The sequence below is a fragment of the Flagellimonas marina genome (assembly GCF_042651185.1).
Taxonomy (GTDB): Bacteria; Bacteroidota; Bacteroidia; order Flavobacteriales; family Flavobacteriaceae; genus Flagellimonas; species Flagellimonas marina.
The window spans coordinates 265,484-281,506 of the sequence record NZ_JBHSCL010000007.1; the positions used below are offsets into that span (position 1 = coordinate 265,484).

Sequence of the window (16,023 nt, forward strand, 5' to 3'; positions counted from 1 at the left end):
ATACGTAAAAATAGAAAAGTAAATTGTATTTAGGGGATTAAACCTATTTTTGCAACTCGAAAAGAGATACAGTTTTTTGTCATTTCGAGCTTGTATGAAATCTAAGCGAGAAATCTCTTCCCTTCTGCTTGGGACATCTCGATTGGAGCTCGCCCTGAGCGAAGTCGAAGGGCTCGATGTGACAAATTGAACATAAAGAAGTATGATGAATTACGATTTCCGTCAGATTGAAGAAAAATGGCAGAAGTATTGGGCTAAAAACAAAACGTTTAAAGCGTCCAACACTTCCGACAAACCCAAATTTTATGCATTGTCCATGTTTCCCTACCCTTCTGGGGCCGGTTTACATGTGGGGCATCCACTGGGCTATATTGCCACGGATATCTATTCACGCTACAAAAGACATAAAGGTTTTAATGTGCTGCATCCCATGGGGTACGACTCCTTCGGACTGCCAGCGGAGCAATATGCGATTCAAACGGGTCAGCATCCGGCCATAACCACAGAAAATAACATTAAAAGGTACCGCGAGCAGTTGGACCAATTGGGTTTCTCGTTTGATTGGGACCGAGAAGTGCGCACCTCAAACCCACAATATTATAAATGGACACAGTGGATTTTTATCCAGTTGTTCAATTCGTGGTACAATAAAACATCAGATAAAGCAGAAGATGTTTCAACCTTGGTTGCTCTGTTTGAAAAATCGGGGAATTCAAAAGTTGAAGCTGCCTGTGATGACGATACTCCAGCTTTTACTGCTGAAGATTGGTCTGGGTTCTCGGAAAAGGAAAAGCAGGAAATCCTCTTAAAATATAGATTGACGTATTTGGCGGATACCGAAGTCAACTGGTGCCCGGCTTTGGGAACGGTTTTGGCGAATGATGAGATTGTAAATGGGGTTTCCGAACGTGGGGGACATCCCATAATACGTAAAAAAATGACGCAATGGAGCATGCGGATTACGGCGTATGCCCAACGTTTATTGGATGGTTTGGATAAAATTGACTGGCCACAGCCGCTCAAAGATTCCCAAACCAACTGGATTGGTCGCTCAGAAGGTGCTTCGGTGACTTTTAATGTAAAAATGACGGATGAAATACTGAAACAAGTTCAGCAGGACGATGTCACTTCGAGCGCAGTCGAGAAGGCTCGCAAAAATGTGATTTCGACTTCGCTCAATCACCCCTATCAAATCGAGGTTTTCACCACACGCCCCGACACCATTTTTGGCGTAAGTTTTATGACCTTGGCCCCTGAGCATGATTTGGTGGCCAAAATCACAACGCCAGAACAAAAAGCTGAGGTGGACGCCTATGTGGAAGCTACGGCCAAACGCTCCGAAAGGGATCGTATGGCCGATGTAAAAACGGTTTCAGGTGTGTTTACGGGAGCGTATGCGGAGCACCCCTTCACCAAAGAGCCCATTCCCATTTGGATTGGCGACTACGTGTTGGCCAGTTATGGAACTGGTGCGGTGATGGCGGTACCCTGCGGGGACCAACGGGATTACGATTTTGCCAAATATTACAACATTCCTATCCCCAACATTTTTGAAGGAATCGATATTTCCGAAGAGGCTTTTGCCGATAAGGCGACGACCGTTATTGCCAATTCCGACTTTTTGAATGGACTTTCCTATAAAGAAGCCACCAAAAAGGTCATTTCGGAGTTGGAAAAGATTGGACACGGGGTAGGAAAGGTGAATTATCGCCTTCGGGATGCGGTTTTTAGTCGTCAGCGCTACTGGGGCGAACCCTTTCCGGTATATTATGTGGATGGGATGCCGCAAATGATTAATGAGCAATATTTGCCTTTGGAACTCCCAGAAGTGGAAAAATACCTTCCCACCGAAACGGGCGAACCGCCCTTGGGCAATGCTACGCATTGGGCTTGGGATGCGAAGAACAATAAAGTAGTTTCCAATGACCTTGTCACCCTGAGCGCAGTCGAAGGGTCAGACAAGGAGGATGAGATGCTGAATCAAGTTCAGCATGACGGCATCTATCCATTGGAATTAAACACCATGCCGGGTTGGGCAGGAAGTTCACAATACTTTAATCGGTATATGGACCCGCGTAATGATGAAGCTATTTTCTCCAAGGAAGCGATTGATTATTGGCAGGATGTGGACTTATATATAGGAGGAAGTGAGCACGCCACGGGCCACCTGTTATATTCCCGGTTTTGGCAGAAGTTTATGTTTGATAGGGGCTATGTGCCCAAAGATGAGTATGCCCAAAAGTTGATCAATCAGGGGATGATTACGGGGACATCAGCAATTGTTTATCGTATTTCTGGAACCAATAAGTATGCTTCATACGGATTGAAAGATGAATATACAACTGAGGAACTTAGGGTCGACGTTAATTTGGTTAATGTTTCGAATGAACTAGACGTTGAGGCTTTGAGGGATTGGCAGCCAGAATATCAAGAAGCAGATTTTATTCTTGAAGATGGGAAATACATAGTTGGCAGGGAAGTGGAAAAAATGTCCAAATCCAAATACAATGTCGTCAACCCCGATGCTATTTGTGAGGAGTATGGAGCAGATTCCCTTCGGTTGTATGAAATGTTCCTAGGGCCTTTGGAGCAATCCAAACCATGGAACACGGCAGGGATTACCGGAGTACATTCTTTCTTAAAAAAACTCTGGAAACTCTATTCCCCCCTTGAGGGGGGCGAGGGGGGTGTTGAACCCACTACGGAAAACCTAAAAACCCTCCACAAGACCATCAAAAAAGTGGAAGAGGATATTGAGAACTTCTCGTTCAATACCTCAGTATCCACATTTATGATCTGTGTGAATGAATTAACGGCCCAAAAATGTACCAGTAAATCCATTTTGGAACCCTTGGCCATTTTGGTGTCGCCCTATGCGCCACACATCGCCGAGGAACTTTGGGATCGATTGGGTCATAACGAGTCCATTGCAGAAGCCCCATTCCCCAAGTTTGAAGAAAAGTACTTGGTGGAGAGCAGCAAGGAATACCCTATTTCCTTTAATGGTAAAATGCGCTTCAAATTGGAGCTTCCCTTGGATATGGGCAAGGATGAAATCGAAGCCGCTGTCATGGCGCATGAAAAAACCCAAGAACAATTGCAAGGGCGTACCCCTAAAAAGGTGATTGTAGTGCCAGGCAAGATTGTGAATATCGTAGGATAGTTTTAGATCAAATTTGATTCTACGTCATTCCGAACTAGTTTCGGAATCCCATCAGACTCATGACTAGTCTTATGAGAACCTGAATCGAGTTCAGGTTGACGAAATTGTAGTTTTGTAATACAATCAATGCGATTTTATAAAATACTTCTAAAATGCATGCCTTTTGGCATGTATTTTTTTAAAGCACTTAACCCCTAAAAATTATAGGGGAGTAAGCAAATAAAAAATTTTATAATGATTAATACCCCTGTTAAAATAGGGGTATAAATGTTAAAAATGATAGTTTTTAACCAATACACCCCACTTTTTGTCGATTTTCTTTCTCAGTTTGTTTTTTTTGTAACAACTTTGGGAGGGTAATCATAAAACACAACAAAATGATTGTAGGGGTACCAAAAGAAATCAAGAACAATGAAAGCCGGGTTGGGATGACACCAGCTGGGGTTTTTGAACTGGTAAAGAACAACCATACTGTCTATGTGCAGTCAGGTGCGGGTGAGGGCAGCGGTTTTTTCAATCAAGATTACCAAAGAGCTGGGGCAACCATTTTAGATACTATCGGTCAGGTTTATGCCATGAGTGATATGATCGTAAAGGTAAAAGAGCCTATAGCTCAAGAATACAGTCTTATTCAAAAAGGGCAGATTGTGTTTACCTACTTTCATTTTGCTTCAAGCGAGGCATTGACCCAGGCTATGATTCAAAGTAAATCCATATGTATTGCGTATGAAACGGTTGAGGATTCAGATGGAAGCCTTCCGCTTCTTACACCAATGTCTGAAGTGGCCGGACGAATGGCGATTCAACAAGGAGCCAAATATTTAGAGAAACCCGTAAAGGGCAAAGGTGTGCTTTTGGGTGGTGTTCCTGGGGTGTCACCGGGTCGTGTACTGGTTTTGGGAGCTGGTACTGTTGGGATTCAGGCTGCAAAAATGGCAGCTGGTCTAGGAGCCCAGGTAACCATTTTGGATGTGAACATGAAGAAACTCCGTTATGTGAACGATATTATGCCAAGTCACGTAATCACCGAGTTCTCGAACGAATTCAATATCAGAAAACATATTAAAACCCATGATCTTATCATTGGTGGTGTACTTTTAAAAGGTGCCAAAGCGCCTAACCTGATCACTAGGGACATGCTCAAGGACATGCATCCCGGCACCGTGATCGTGGATGTGGCCGTAGATCAGGGTGGATGTGTGGAAACCACTAAACCCACAACCCATGAGAACCCCACCTACATCATAGATGATGTGGTTCATTACTGTGTAGCCAATATGCCAGGGGCAGTGCCTTATACTTCTACAGTTGCCTTGACGAATGTAACACTGCCCTATGTGCTAAAATTGGCCAATATGGGATGGCGAAGCGCATGCAATTTAGATAAATCACTGGCCAAAGGATTGAACATTGTGGAAGGCGAAGTAGTCTATAAAGAGATTATTGAAGCCTTTCATTGGGAGCCAGCAGTGGCGTAACATACATTTTGTCAGTAAAAAGACCCTGCTAATATTTGGCGGGGTTTTTGCATTTATGTGGTATATTTAAATTACCAAAATAGAAAAGCTATGATGACATATTATATATTGATTGGTGGAATTGCGTTGATCAGTTGGCTGGTAAGTAGCAAATTGAAGAGCAAATTCAAGAAATATTCCAAGGTGCATCTCCGTAATGGGATGAGTGGGGCCGAAATTGCCCAAAAAATGTTGGATGATCACGGAATCAGGGATGTAAAAGTAATCTCTACACCCGGAATGTTGACAGACCACTACAATCCAAAAAATAAAACCGTGAATTTAAGTGAGGGTGTATACAGCCAACGTAACGCCGCCGCAGCGGCTGTTGCGGCCCACGAATGTGGCCATGCCGTGCAACATGCACAAGCTTATGAGTGGTTGACCATGCGTTCCAAATTAGTGCCTGTGGTGAGTGTGACCTCAGGAATGTCCACTTGGGTTGTCTTTGGTGGTATTATGTTGATGGCTGCCACAGGAGTCGCTGGGGGTATAGGCTTTTATATTGCCGTGGCCGGATTAATCATGATGGGAATGGCCACATTATTCAGTTTTGTTACGCTTCCTGTGGAATACGATGCCAGTAGAAGGGCTTTGGTATGGTTGAAACAAAAAAACATGGTAAGCCAGCAAGAATATGCAGGGGCAGAAGATGCTTTAAAATGGGCTGCCCGTACGTATTTGGTCGCTGCCTTAGGTGCATTGGCATCCTTGCTCTATTGGGCGGTTCAAGTATTTGGGGGACGAGACTAAGATAATTTTCAAGACACATAATTAAGGAGCCTGTTTGAATTCACCCAAACAGGCTTTTTTTATTGAACTTAAATACGGTTTGTGTACAATGCTATAATATTTGTAGCTTTGCTATAAAATATGTAGCATTATGGATATTCCTAAACCTGGGGCTCCCGTTCGCGGTTCAAAAAGTGGGCAACCCATTATGGCGTTATTGGATTTATTGGGTCGAAGCTGGGCCATGGGCATTGTTTGGCATTTGTATGCCGGCCCAAATACGTTTCGGGGCTTGCAAGACTATTGTGAGTCCATCTCGCCTACAACACTTAACACAAGACTAAAGGAGTTGCGAGACTGCAACCTCATTAAAAGGACCTTGGAAGGCTATGCCCTTACGGAGTATGGCCAAGAACTGTATGAACTTTTGGAACCCATGGGAGGCTGGGCGCGGCACCGATGGGCAAAAAGCTTTACCCATAACAATGAAAAAAAGCAAGCGAAATGAGATATATCAAAAAGCCAGTTAAGGGCGAGTATCCGGAATACTCCCATATTTATATGGATCTATTGGAGGATGATGGTATGGTATTGAAACATCTTTGGGAAAATTTTGTCAAAATCAAAGAGTTTGTGTACGCCCTCCCGAAAGAAAAACTTGAATATAGGTATGCCGATGATAAATGGACCATTAAGGAGATATTGGTGCATCTTATTGATGATGAACGGATTTTTGCCTATCGGGCTTTGCGGTATGCCAGAAATGATGACACCCCGCTCCATGGATTTGACCAAGATGCGTATGCCAAAAATTCAAAGGCCAATGAACGGAGTTTGGAAAGTATTTTTGATGAATATGAATCGGTTAGAAGGTCTACACTGACTCTTTTTAAGTATCTGCCAGAGGAGAGTTTTATGAGAGGTGGCAAAGGAGTTGATATTGACGGTAGTATTATAAATCAAAGAACAGTTCGGGGACTAGCCTATCATATTGCAGGTCATGAACTCCGTCATTTCAATATCATAAAAGAAAGATATGTAAATTAAAAACGGGGCCACTGGCCCCGTTGTATTGCAAATATTTTGTTGGATTTATTCAATCCAATCAGCAACTTTGTTATCAATCATTTGGAGACCAACACCTTCAGTTCCGGTTACGGCGATCATATCCAAAATATCGCGGATGGTGTTTTCTTCCTCAACTTGTTCCAAAACAAACCAATCCAAGAATCGCTCCGTTGTAATATCGCCTAATTCACGGGCCTTTCTCACAATATTGTGAATTGATTTGGTCACTTTTACTTCATGTTCCAACGTATTTTCAAATACATCCACAATGGAAGAGTAATCGTGATTGATACCAGTAACTTCTGGTGAAACTGGATTTCCGCCCGTATCGACCAAAAATTCAAAAATCTTCATCATGTGCCCGCGTTCTTCTTCAGATTGCTTATAAAAAAATTTGGCACTGGTAAAAAACCCATTTTGCTCGCACCATGAGGCCATGGCCAAATAAGTTGCGGAAGCATGGGCTTCCATTTTTATCTGTCCGTTGAGCAAATCCATGGATTCCACTTTTATGCTCATACTTTGTCGTGCTATATCTTTCATACCTGTATCTTTTATTATTAGAATATACCACAAAAATACGGAATTCTTGCAGCATACCTTGGCTAAGTATCTAATTTTAAGCCAATTTAAGACTGAATAAAAATAATGGTTTTTGGAGTGATTAAGCGCTTACGGTTTCCGCATCAACGGATAGACCCAAGGCGGTAAAACTTTGTTGTACAAATCCCTTTAAGTCCAGAATTTCATAGGTATTAAGCACAAATAAATGCTCTTTGTTGCACAACGTTAAAATTTCAAAACCATGTTCGTTCAAGTCGCCGTCAAAATGGCTTTCAATAGGGATGGACATGACTTTGTAGCGAAGCGCAAGCAATTGGCAAAGTGACATGCGTACCATTTTTTGACCGAAATCCACATAGAAGCAGCGCTCCTTTGCGGATTGGTATAAGGTGTAATATGAAGAGGCAACTATTACATTCATGGGTACAAATGTAAAGTTTATTTAGATTGAATACAAATATCAGATTTGAATTTGTCGATCTATTTGTTGATTCAATGAAATAAAGGTCTCGGTTCGGGAAACGCCCTCGATTTGCTGTATTTTTTTGTTCAGTACCTGCATAAGGTGCTCGTTGTCCCTACACAATACTTTTATAAGGATGGACCAGTTTCCAGTGGTGTAATGACATTCCAATACTTCGGGAATCTTTTCCAATTCCTTAACGGCTCTTGGGTTGGCCATGGCTTTGTCCAAGAAAATACCAATGTAAGCCATTGTGGTATAGCCCAATACACGGGGATTAACGACAAATTTGGACCCTGCCAGCAAACCGGAACTTTCCAATTTACGAAGCCGCTGATGAATGGCCGCTCCAGAAATGCCAATATTTCGAGCAATTTCCAGGATTGGTTTTCGGGCATCTTCCATCAGATATCTTAAAATCTTTTTGTCTATGCCATCAATTTTAACCGAACTGTTATGGTTTTTCACAAAAACTGTATAAAATTGAAGCTAAATATAGATAAAATCCTTTAACATCAGCTGGCCACAGAGTCTGGATTGTAGCCTAAATACGGAACTTCAAACTCTTTAAATGTAATTCCGTTTGTTTTTAGTTCAGAAAGAATTGGGCTGTACACTTCCTTATGAATTGGAATCTGTACCCCAGGTGTGGTTATTTTACCATTCAAAATTTGAAGGGTGGCAATGGCCACGGGGAGTCCAACCGTTTTGGACATGGCTGTGTAGGCACGATTTTCACCCATGACCACCATGTGGGCATCCAATTGCTTTTTTTTGCCGTTTAGTTCATAACCAAATTTATGGTACATGACGATCATGTCCTTTTCGTTTTCCTTTAAGGTCCAACTGTCTTCCAAAATGTACTGCAATATTTGGGCGGGAGAGGCATTTTTCAACGGTATTTTTTTGGAATGATCAAAAAGGTTCAATTCCTGAAGTTTTTCCCAGCGAATATCATCCTGGTCAATTTTAAGGTAATGCCTAAGCTTCAGTTCCACAGAATCGGTTGGGGAATAGGGTAAAAAGAGGTTTACAAATTCGCGGTAAGACATTCCTTCAGAATTTTCTATGGTGTAGCTGTCATCCGTCATGCCCAAAATAACAAACATTTGCCATGCCTTGGAAAACCCAACCCTGCGAATGGTGCCTCTGTAAAGGGTCAACACATCCTGCAAACCATAAGCTTCCCTATAATTCAGTGAATCCCGGTTGGCATAGACCTCAAAGATGCCATGGCCTTCCACCGTTAAGAATTCTGTGCGTCTGAACAATTTTTGATAAGGAATGTATTTGTAGGTGCCCTCTTGAATGAATTTAGCCACCCCACCTTGGCCGGCCAACACTACGTTTCTCGGATTCCACGTAAACTTATAATTCCACAAATTAGAATCGCTTTCCGGCGCAACCAGTCCGCCCGTAAAGGATTCAAACAGCAGCATTTTTCCGCCTTCTTCCCGGATGCGGTCAATCACTTCCATGGCACTCATATGATCAATCCCAGGATCCAGACCAATTTCGTTCATGAACACCAGTCCATGCTTTTTGACCTCGTCATCCAGCGCCTTCATTTCCTTACTGACATAAGATGCGGTGACCAAATTTTTCTTGAAATGGAGACAATCTTCCGCGATTTTAATATGTAAACTCGCTGGAAGCATGGATATAACAATGGTTGCGGATTCAATGGCCTTTTTGCGGTCCTCCTCATTAAAAATGTCCAAACGCACCACGCTGCAATTGGGGTGGGCCGAAAATTTCTCCGGAATATGCTCAGGGTGAAGATCTCCAATGACCAGGTGAAGATTTTCGGTATTGGACTTTTTTAAAAGGTAATCTAAAAGATATGAGGTTGATTTACCAGCCCCAACAACCAAAATAGTGCGGACCATAGGTTTTGTGTAATTTTGAATAAAACGGATACTAAGGTATCAAATTGTTATATCTCTAAAAAAACAAGTACTATAAGTTATGAACAGAACAATAATTCTGACGGGGGTGGTATTTGGTCTATTGGCCATAGTTTTGGGTGCTTTTGGGGCTCACGGATTGGAAAAATTGGTGGATTCCGATGCTGTTGACACTTTTGAGACCGGAGTTCGCTACCAGATGTACCATGCGCTGTTCCTGCTTTTTTTGGGGATTTGGAATGGGCTGGGGATAGCAATGAAAAAGAGAATCTTTAGTATGGTCCTTGTGGGCGTTATTCTGTTCTCTTTCTCAATTTATCTGCTGGCTTTGAACAGTTTAACTGCATTTGATTTTAAAATCATTGGTTTTTTAACGCCAATAGGAGGGGTTTTCCTAATTCTAGGTTGGTCACTTTTAGGATACTATACCTTGGTTACCAGAAATTCATAATTATATATCAACATGCTATGGAGCAGATTTTGTTTAATGATAAGTCTGATCTTAGTTTCTTTTCTTGGTGGTATAATATCCGAAAACCCACCCCTCTTTTCCTTTGAAGTTGATTTTGTACCAACGATCTGTTTGATTACCAACTTTTTCCAATGAACCTCCTTGCTCAATGATATGGCAAATATCTCCTTTCACCAATTGAAAAAGAATGTTGCCTTTTGAGTTGGGTTCGCTTCTAACGTTGGCCATATCAGCTTTAATTCCAAGCTTGTTGGAAGAGAGATTTTCAAATGAGTCAAGCTCTTCAATATAAAATGCTTCACCTCCATCTTCATTCTCATAAAGCGCTTTGTTCACGTGCTCAATCAATTTTGACTTTTTAAAGTTGGGATTGGCCAAGATGTTTTCCAACAATTTAAATTTCTCTTCTGTCGGTTCTTCCATGGCCCGCCAATACAAGATGCCCAATTTAACATCAATGTCATCCTTAATGGCATCAATATCCCCTTGTATCCATCCATTATCATCTCTTTTCATGCTTGTAACTTCGTGCCATCCCTCATTTTCTTCATTTTCAAAAATTACGATCATGTCCATTGGTTCCAATTTTTTGCCTTCAAAAGTCATAATGTCAGGCCTTTTGTAGAGCTCTGTTTTCTTATCAATTATGGCCAGTTCTCCGCCAAGTGCAAACAGATGTTCATACACCCAGCCCTCGCTTCCATCAGAAAGCCGTATTTTCAGATATTCCTTGTCATCTTCTGTCTTCTCTTTTTCATTGAGATATTCCACAGATTCCCCAAAGTATATTGTAGTGAGATATTTGGCGTCCTTTCTTCCCGGTTTGTCCCTTAAACCCACTTTGGGCCACAAACATATTGCGGAAACCCGATCTTTGGACAGTGCTGCGTTTTCTGAAATGCCAGATTCGGAAACATCTGAATTTTCAGAGGATTGATTGTTCTTTTCTGATTTGGGGCCGCAACTAAAAATTAAAAAAAGCACGATACAAAATAGGATTCTACTTTTTACAGTTTTCATAATACTTAAAGTTTGGAGGGGTGCAATGTCATACTAAACATTCAAATTAGTATGGTGCGATTGATGGATTCCTGTTTTGAATTGACGAAAAGAAGGGTTATGGAGTTACTTTCTACACTTGGTTTTTTGGATTTGGTGGTTGATATTGAAGCGTTTAAATACGTTTCGTTTTAAAACTATTGGTTTTTTAACGCCAATAGGAGGGGTTTTCCTAATTCTGGGTTGGTTTCTTTTAGGATACTACATTTTGACGCAAAAACGGCTCAATTAGCCTAGAAATGCAGTTGTGAAATCGTATTATTTTCTAGTTTTGTGTTGCAACTAAAACAAAACAATGAAGAATTCTGACTCAATAACGAAAACGATTTCGTTAAAACCCTACGGAATTACACACAACAATTTTCAGTACCAGCTTTCTCCTGATGAACTTCACGACATCACTATTGAAAAGGACATGGGAAAGGAAGCTTCCTCAGGTGCCCTTGCAGTAAACACAGGGGAATTTACGGGAAGATCTCCCAAAGATCGCTTTATTGTAAAGGACGCCATTACCGAGGATAAGATTTGGTGGGGAAACATAAACATCCCTTTTGAGAGTGAAAAGTTTGATAAACTGTACAATAAGGTAATCGATTACCTTAATACTAAAGAATTGTTTGTACGGGATTCGTATGCTTGTGCAGACCCAGATTACCGGATGAACCTCAGGGTTATCAATGAATATCCTTGGTCCAATATGTTTGCGTACAACATGTTTTTGCGGCCTACCGAAGAGGAATTGGAAGATTTTGAGCCAGAATGGACGGTAATCAATGCTCCTGGCTTTATGGCCAACGCAGAGATAGATGGAACCCGTCAGCATAATTTTGCCATTCTCAATTTTACTAGAAAGATTGCTTTGATTGGAGGAACGGGATACACGGGCGAGATTAAAAAAGGAATTTTTTCGGCATTGAACTTTATTCTTCCGGTTTATAAGAACACGCTTCCCATGCACTGCTCCGCCAATATAGGTGAAGATGGTGATACCGCAATTTTCTTTGGACTTTCTGGAACTGGTAAAACCACGCTTTCCACAGATCCTGATAGAAAGTTGATTGGGGACGATGAGCATGGTTGGACCCCGGATAACACGGTTTTCAATTTTGAAGGTGGATGTTACGCCAAAGTCATTGACCTTTCCCAAGAAAATGAGCCTGAAATTTACGGGGCCATTAAAAAGGGGGCCATATTGGAAAATGTTGTCATGGATAAAAACGGTGTGGTTAATTTTTCCGATACTTCCATTACCCAGAACACACGGGTAAGCTACCCTATTTATCATATTGACAATATTCAGGAACCCTCTATCGGCAAAAATGTCAAGAATATCTTTTTTTTGACGGCGGATGCTTTTGGGGTCTTGCCTCCCATCTCCAAACTTACGCCAGCACAGGCGGCGTATCATTTTATATCGGGATACACAGCAAAAGTTGCAGGAACGGAAGCTGGCGTGGTTGAGCCACAACCATCATTTTCAGCTTGTTTTGGTGCTCCGTTTATGCCATTGCACCCTGCCAAGTACGCTGAAATGCTTAGTCGCAAGATGAAGGAATCCGGAGTGGATGTCTGGTTGATCAATACAGGATGGACAGGTGGGCCTTACGGTGTTGGTACCCGTATGAAGCTAAAATATACCCGTGCTATGATCAGTGCTGCCCTTAGTGGGGAGTTGGGGCTATACAGCTATGATAAGTATCACATCCATTCCGTTTTTGGAGTGGCACAGCCCCGGGAGTGCCCCGGAGTTCCCACCAGCGTTTTAAGTCCCAGGGCAACTTGGAACAATGATGAAGCATACTATAAAACTGCATTTAAATTGACGAATGCGTTTCGGGAGAATTTTAAAAAGTTTGAGGCCTATGCCAGTGAAGAAATCCGTAGGGGAGGACCGCAGCGGTATGCTTTCTAAAACAAAACGCCCGATCATTGATCGGGCGTTGATTTTTTTTCCAATAAAATAGTTTACTTATTTACACTGGTAATGTACTTCTGTAGCGCCATAGTCATGGATGGTGTTTCCGGTGTTGGCGCCTGAATGTCTATTCGAAGTCCGGCTTCCGTAGCTGCGTTTACGGTACTGTTGCCAAAAACGGCAATTCTTGTGTTGTTTTGTTCAAAATCCGGGAAATTCTTCAAAAGCGATTCAATACCAGAAGGGCTAAAGAAAACCAATATGTCATAGTAAACGTTCCTAAGGTCCGATAGGTCACTGATGACCGTCTTGTAAAACACACCTCGTTTCCAATCTATGCTGATTTCATCCAAAGCTTGCGGCACTGCAGGCTTCAATGCATCAGATGATGGCAAAAGGAACTTTTCATCCTTATACTTTTTGATCAAGGGAATCAATTCATTGAACGTTCGCTTGCCCACATAGATTTTACGTTTTCTGTACACTACATATTTTTGCAGGTAATAGGCCACCGCCTCTGACTGACAAAAATATTTCATGGTGTCCGGAACCTTAAAGCGCATCTCTTCGGCAATCCTAAAAAAATGATCCACAGAGTTTCTGCTGGTCAAGATGATTGCCGTAAAATTGTTCAAGTCAATTTTTTGCTGCCTAACATTTTTGGCCTCAACCCCCTCAACGTGAATAAAAGGTCTAAAATCCACTTTAACCTTTTCTTTTTCGATCAATCTTGAATAGGGGGAGTTTTCGACTTTAGGTTCTGGTTGGGAAACCAAAATTGTTTTTACTTTCATAAGTTTTTAAACTTTTAGATAGCTTCCAATTATCACCAAGGGCGCAATTTCGAGTGCGCAAAGGTACAAAATAAAATAGACAAAATACGGAAACATAGCTTTTTGATAGTTCTTCAACAGCTTGACCACCCCTATGCCATTAATCAATAAAATTAAGATGATCGTAGTGTATATTATGATTTTTGAGTCCTTGAAGATGTATACCAAAATTACATTGCTGATAAATAAAATGATGCTGCTATGGTTGAGATAAGAGGTTTTGTTGAACACCAATTCTGAAATGAGTTCTTGGGTATTGAAAACAAATCCGTTGATAAATTGCAATGCCAATTTGACTATTTGGAAAAGAACCACAAATAGTAAAACCAAGAAAAAAATAGTCATCGGGTTCCCGCTCGGTAAGGCATCAAAAGTTCTCAAGAACAGAAAAATGAAGAATGATAGGTTTATAGCTTGGAAAATGGAGAGCAGCACATGGAACCAATTGAATAATTGCCCTTTTTTCTTGTGCAACAGCACGTACTTGTCATTGAAGGGAAGGATAACGAAATTGAGGAATTTGCTGTAGTTCAAATATTTGCCCAAGGCAAAAACCAACATGCTGATGAACAGCACCATGGTCATCCAATCCAATGAAAAAATGGTTCTCTCAATTGGGTTCATTCCGTCATCTTGATTGGTTTTCCATTGAGACCGGGAAGCAATCCATTTTCCGATATTCCGATTCTAAAATACCCCGGATTTTGCATTTTTGGCAGCGGAAGTTCAAATTCATAATAAAGCGTGTCCTTTGTCTTTAGAAATGAGGTTTTGGGATAGAGGTTTTGGACCTTCAAAGGCAACATTTCCTTAACTTGTTTGTGTTCATTGGAATAGGAGATAGTGTATTTTAGTTTTTCTAAGGGAATATCAAAAGCATAGGGATTATAGACCTTTAAGGAATGTTTTATTCCACTTTGGGCCTTGGTCACAATACATTCCAGCTTTCGGTACGATTGAAAATCCTCAATAAAATTCCCGTAAAAAACCGTACTGTCCAAGTGCATATAATTTATATCCCCAGTTTTGCGATATTGACTTACATAGAGCACCTTTTTGCCTCTCACACGCTCTTCGGAATCATCAATGGAGTATTGGTTTTTTCGGTACATAAAATTATTGAGGGAGAATGCGGGAATTCTGGAATAAAACTCATACATGGAAGCGCGCCGGTACGAATTATCAAAAATAACCGGTATCCCCCCTGCTTTTTCCGTGAGTTCCGCTACCCATTCCTTGTTTCCATGGGTTTCAAAAATCATCGGGAACAAGGGTTTATAAATCAACCATACGCGTGCATAGAAAAGAAGGATGGCACTCACCATTCCAATCCTGAACATCCATTTTCGACCTTTGGGATTTTCCAAAAGATAAGTAAAGGCAATAACCGCCATGGGAATTGAAATCACAATAGCCCATTGTGCCTGTACCCTTCGGTTGAAACTGGATATAAAAAAGAAAATGATAATACCGTACACCAAGAAGATCAATGCTTTTGAAAAGGTATCTGTAGCCCTGAACTTAAAAAAAGCGGCATATACCCAATAAAAAAGTAGTCCAATAATGATGATGAGGTTCAAGAAATACGCAAGGGTAAAGCCCTCAAACGAGTAGGCTTGGTTAGGGCGTTCATATAAATGAAAGGTGATGGAAACAAAATCGTTTTGGTACAGCCACACAAAATGGGGCATGTAGCACAGCAAAGCCAAAACCACGGCCACCCAAGCTTTTTTGTTGGTGACGAGCTTGATGTTGGACAGAAACACAAATAATATAACCAGTACCGCGTGGTATTTGCTATACATCAATGCGGCCATGGTCAATCCCAAAAGGATGGTAGTCCATGCCGAAGGTTCTTTCAAAAAGCGTTTGTATAGCCATAAAAACAAAGCCGTAAAGAATAACAGAGGGGTGTCTGGCAAGGTTAAGAAACCATAGGCATTCATCAAGGTAAAGGAGAATACCAATATGAAAAAGTGAACTACATAATCCTTTTTCTTTGGATGGTCTACCAATAACCAAAGAATGAGATACGTACCTGCCGAGAGCACACTGCTCATAAAACGAACTCCTAGTTCTCCATCAAACAAAAGGCTGCCCACTTTAATTAAAAAAGCCACCATTGGAGGGTGGTCAAAATAGCCCCAAGCCATGTTTTGGGCATAATACCAGTAGTAGGCCTCATCATAAATGATTCCTGTAAAATAGCTCTGCACAAGGTTTAAAACAAAGAGAAAAGCCAGTAGAACAAGAAAGAGTCTGGGAAACTTTTGGGTCATCAAATGGATTTTAGATGGCGCAAAGTTACAAATATTGACCAAGAGCATACG

General features: G+C 41.3%; 15 protein-coding genes. 7 read left to right on the plus strand and 8 right to left on the minus strand.

Going from position 1 to position 16,023, the window contains the following annotated elements; translation table 11 throughout:
* Nucleotides 1-205 precede the first annotated feature (205 nt).
* The 5 genes from ACFOWS_RS12445 to ACFOWS_RS12465 all read left to right on the plus strand — a co-directional run bounded on the left by ACFOWS_RS12445 (nt 206) and on the right by ACFOWS_RS12465 (nt 6,459).
* The gene (locus ACFOWS_RS12445) at nt 206-3,163 is read left to right on the plus strand and encodes a leucine--tRNA ligase (protein WP_379765610.1); all 2,958 of its coding nucleotides are present in this window, start codon (nt 206-208) and stop codon (nt 3,161-3,163) included.
* Nucleotides 3,164-3,540: 377 nt separating this feature from the next.
* Entirely contained in the window at nt 3,541-4,641 is a 1,101-nt protein-coding gene (gene ald / locus ACFOWS_RS12450) for an alanine dehydrogenase (protein ID WP_379764994.1), read from the plus strand.
* Nucleotides 4,642-4,731: 90 nt separating this feature from the next.
* Nucleotides 4,732-5,433, plus strand: a complete 702-nt coding sequence (locus ACFOWS_RS12455; protein WP_366585354.1) for a zinc metallopeptidase — start codon at nt 4,732-4,734, stop codon at nt 5,431-5,433.
* 130 nt (nt 5,434-5,563) lie between these two features.
* Nucleotides 5,564-5,920 carry a winged helix-turn-helix transcriptional regulator gene (locus ACFOWS_RS12460; RefSeq protein ID WP_366585352.1) on the plus strand — a complete coding sequence of 119 codons (357 nt, stop codon included), beginning with the start codon at nt 5,564-5,566 and terminating at the stop codon, nt 5,918-5,920.
* Complete coding sequence (locus ACFOWS_RS12465; protein ID WP_379764997.1) at nt 5,917-6,459, plus strand: DinB family protein; 543 nt, start codon at nt 5,917-5,919, stop codon at nt 6,457-6,459. Before ACFOWS_RS12460 ends, ACFOWS_RS12465 begins: the two co-directional genes overlap by 4 nt.
* A gap of 45 nt (nt 6,460-6,504) precedes the next feature.
* Here the strand turns inward: ACFOWS_RS12465 and ACFOWS_RS12470 are convergent, their stop codons facing one another.
* From ACFOWS_RS12470 to ACFOWS_RS12485, 4 genes are all read right to left on the minus strand, one after another.
* Nucleotides 6,505-7,023, minus strand: a complete 519-nt coding sequence (locus ACFOWS_RS12470; RefSeq protein WP_379764999.1) for a ferritin — start codon at nt 7,021-7,023, stop codon at nt 6,505-6,507.
* 121 nt (nt 7,024-7,144) lie between these two features.
* Complete coding sequence (locus ACFOWS_RS12475; protein WP_379765001.1) at nt 7,145-7,465, minus strand: hypothetical protein; 321 nt, start codon at nt 7,463-7,465, stop codon at nt 7,145-7,147.
* Between the two features lie 39 nt (nt 7,466-7,504).
* Nucleotides 7,505-7,975 (minus strand): Lrp/AsnC ligand binding domain-containing protein, encoded by a 471-nt coding sequence (locus ACFOWS_RS12480; RefSeq protein ID WP_379765003.1) that lies wholly within the window; start codon nt 7,973-7,975, stop codon nt 7,505-7,507.
* 47 nt (nt 7,976-8,022) lie between these two features.
* Complete coding sequence (locus ACFOWS_RS12485) at nt 8,023-9,396, minus strand: saccharopine dehydrogenase family protein (protein ID WP_379765005.1); 1,374 nt, start codon at nt 9,394-9,396, stop codon at nt 8,023-8,025.
* A 79-nt stretch (nt 9,397-9,475) separates the two neighbouring features.
* On the opposite strand from ACFOWS_RS12485, the gene ACFOWS_RS12490 reads away from it, so the two are divergent.
* The gene (locus ACFOWS_RS12490; RefSeq protein WP_379765007.1) at nt 9,476-9,865 is read left to right on the plus strand and encodes a DUF423 domain-containing protein; all 390 of its coding nucleotides are present in this window, start codon (nt 9,476-9,478) and stop codon (nt 9,863-9,865) included.
* 51 nt (nt 9,866-9,916) lie between these two features.
* Here the strand turns inward: ACFOWS_RS12490 and ACFOWS_RS12495 are convergent, their stop codons facing one another.
* A complete protein-coding gene (locus ACFOWS_RS12495) occupies nt 9,917-10,906 on the minus strand; it encodes an SH3 domain-containing protein (protein ID WP_379765009.1) in 990 nt (329 codons plus the stop codon).
* 334 nt (nt 10,907-11,240) lie between these two features.
* Between ACFOWS_RS12495 and pckA the strand changes: the two genes are divergently transcribed.
* Entirely contained in the window at nt 11,241-12,857 is a 1,617-nt protein-coding gene (gene pckA / locus ACFOWS_RS12500) for a phosphoenolpyruvate carboxykinase (ATP) (protein ID WP_379765011.1), read from the plus strand.
* Between the two features lie 53 nt (nt 12,858-12,910).
* Here the strand turns inward: pckA and ACFOWS_RS12505 are convergent, their stop codons facing one another.
* Genes ACFOWS_RS12505 through ACFOWS_RS12515 form a run of 3 tightly spaced genes read right to left on the minus strand, consistent with a single transcriptional unit; the run spans nt 12,911 to nt 15,972 of the window.
* The gene (locus ACFOWS_RS12505; RefSeq protein WP_379765013.1) at nt 12,911-13,654 is read right to left on the minus strand and encodes a uroporphyrinogen-III synthase; all 744 of its coding nucleotides are present in this window, start codon (nt 13,652-13,654) and stop codon (nt 12,911-12,913) included.
* Nucleotides 13,655-13,660: 6 nt separating this feature from the next.
* Nucleotides 13,661-14,317 (minus strand): DUF4271 domain-containing protein, encoded by a 657-nt coding sequence (locus tag ACFOWS_RS12510; protein WP_379765015.1) that lies wholly within the window; start codon nt 14,315-14,317, stop codon nt 13,661-13,663.
* Nucleotides 14,314-15,972, minus strand: a complete 1,659-nt coding sequence (locus ACFOWS_RS12515; protein ID WP_379765017.1) for an ArnT family glycosyltransferase — start codon at nt 15,970-15,972, stop codon at nt 14,314-14,316. Before ACFOWS_RS12515 ends, ACFOWS_RS12510 begins: the two co-directional genes overlap by 4 nt.
* Nucleotides 15,973-16,023 lie beyond the last annotated feature (51 nt).

Bases quoted from the DNA above. Each gene is read 5' to 3' on its own strand.
- ACFOWS_RS12445 (WP_379765610.1), top strand. From the start codon at position 206: ATGAATTACGATTTCCGTCAGATTGAAGAAAAATGGCAGAAGTATTGG.
- ald (WP_379764994.1), top strand. From the start codon at position 3,541: ATGATTGTAGGGGTACCAAAAGAAATCAAGAACAATGAAAGCCGGGTT.
- ACFOWS_RS12455 (WP_366585354.1), top strand. From the start codon at position 4,732: ATGATGACATATTATATATTGATTGGTGGAATTGCGTTGATCAGTTGG.
- ACFOWS_RS12460 (WP_366585352.1), top strand. From the start codon at position 5,564: ATGGATATTCCTAAACCTGGGGCTCCCGTTCGCGGTTCAAAAAGTGGG.
- ACFOWS_RS12465 (WP_379764997.1), top strand. From the start codon at position 5,917: ATGAGATATATCAAAAAGCCAGTTAAGGGCGAGTATCCGGAATACTCC.
- ACFOWS_RS12470 (WP_379764999.1), bottom strand. From the start codon at position 7,023: ATGAAAGATATAGCACGACAAAGTATGAGCATAAAAGTGGAATCCATG.
- ACFOWS_RS12475 (WP_379765001.1), bottom strand. From the start codon at position 7,465: ATGAATGTAATAGTTGCCTCTTCATATTACACCTTATACCAATCCGCA.
- ACFOWS_RS12485 (WP_379765005.1), bottom strand. From the start codon at position 9,396: ATGGTCCGCACTATTTTGGTTGTTGGGGCTGGTAAATCAACCTCATAT.
- ACFOWS_RS12490 (WP_379765007.1), top strand. From the start codon at position 9,476: ATGAACAGAACAATAATTCTGACGGGGGTGGTATTTGGTCTATTGGCC.
- ACFOWS_RS12495 (WP_379765009.1), bottom strand. From the start codon at position 10,906: ATGAAAACTGTAAAAAGTAGAATCCTATTTTGTATCGTGCTTTTTTTA.
- pckA (WP_379765011.1), top strand. From the start codon at position 11,241: ATGAAGAATTCTGACTCAATAACGAAAACGATTTCGTTAAAACCCTAC.
- ACFOWS_RS12505 (WP_379765013.1), bottom strand. From the start codon at position 13,654: ATGAAAGTAAAAACAATTTTGGTTTCCCAACCAGAACCTAAAGTCGAA.
- ACFOWS_RS12510 (WP_379765015.1), bottom strand. From the start codon at position 14,317: ATGAACCCAATTGAGAGAACCATTTTTTCATTGGATTGGATGACCATG.
- ACFOWS_RS12515 (WP_379765017.1), bottom strand. From the start codon at position 15,972: ATGACCCAAAAGTTTCCCAGACTCTTTCTTGTTCTACTGGCTTTTCTC.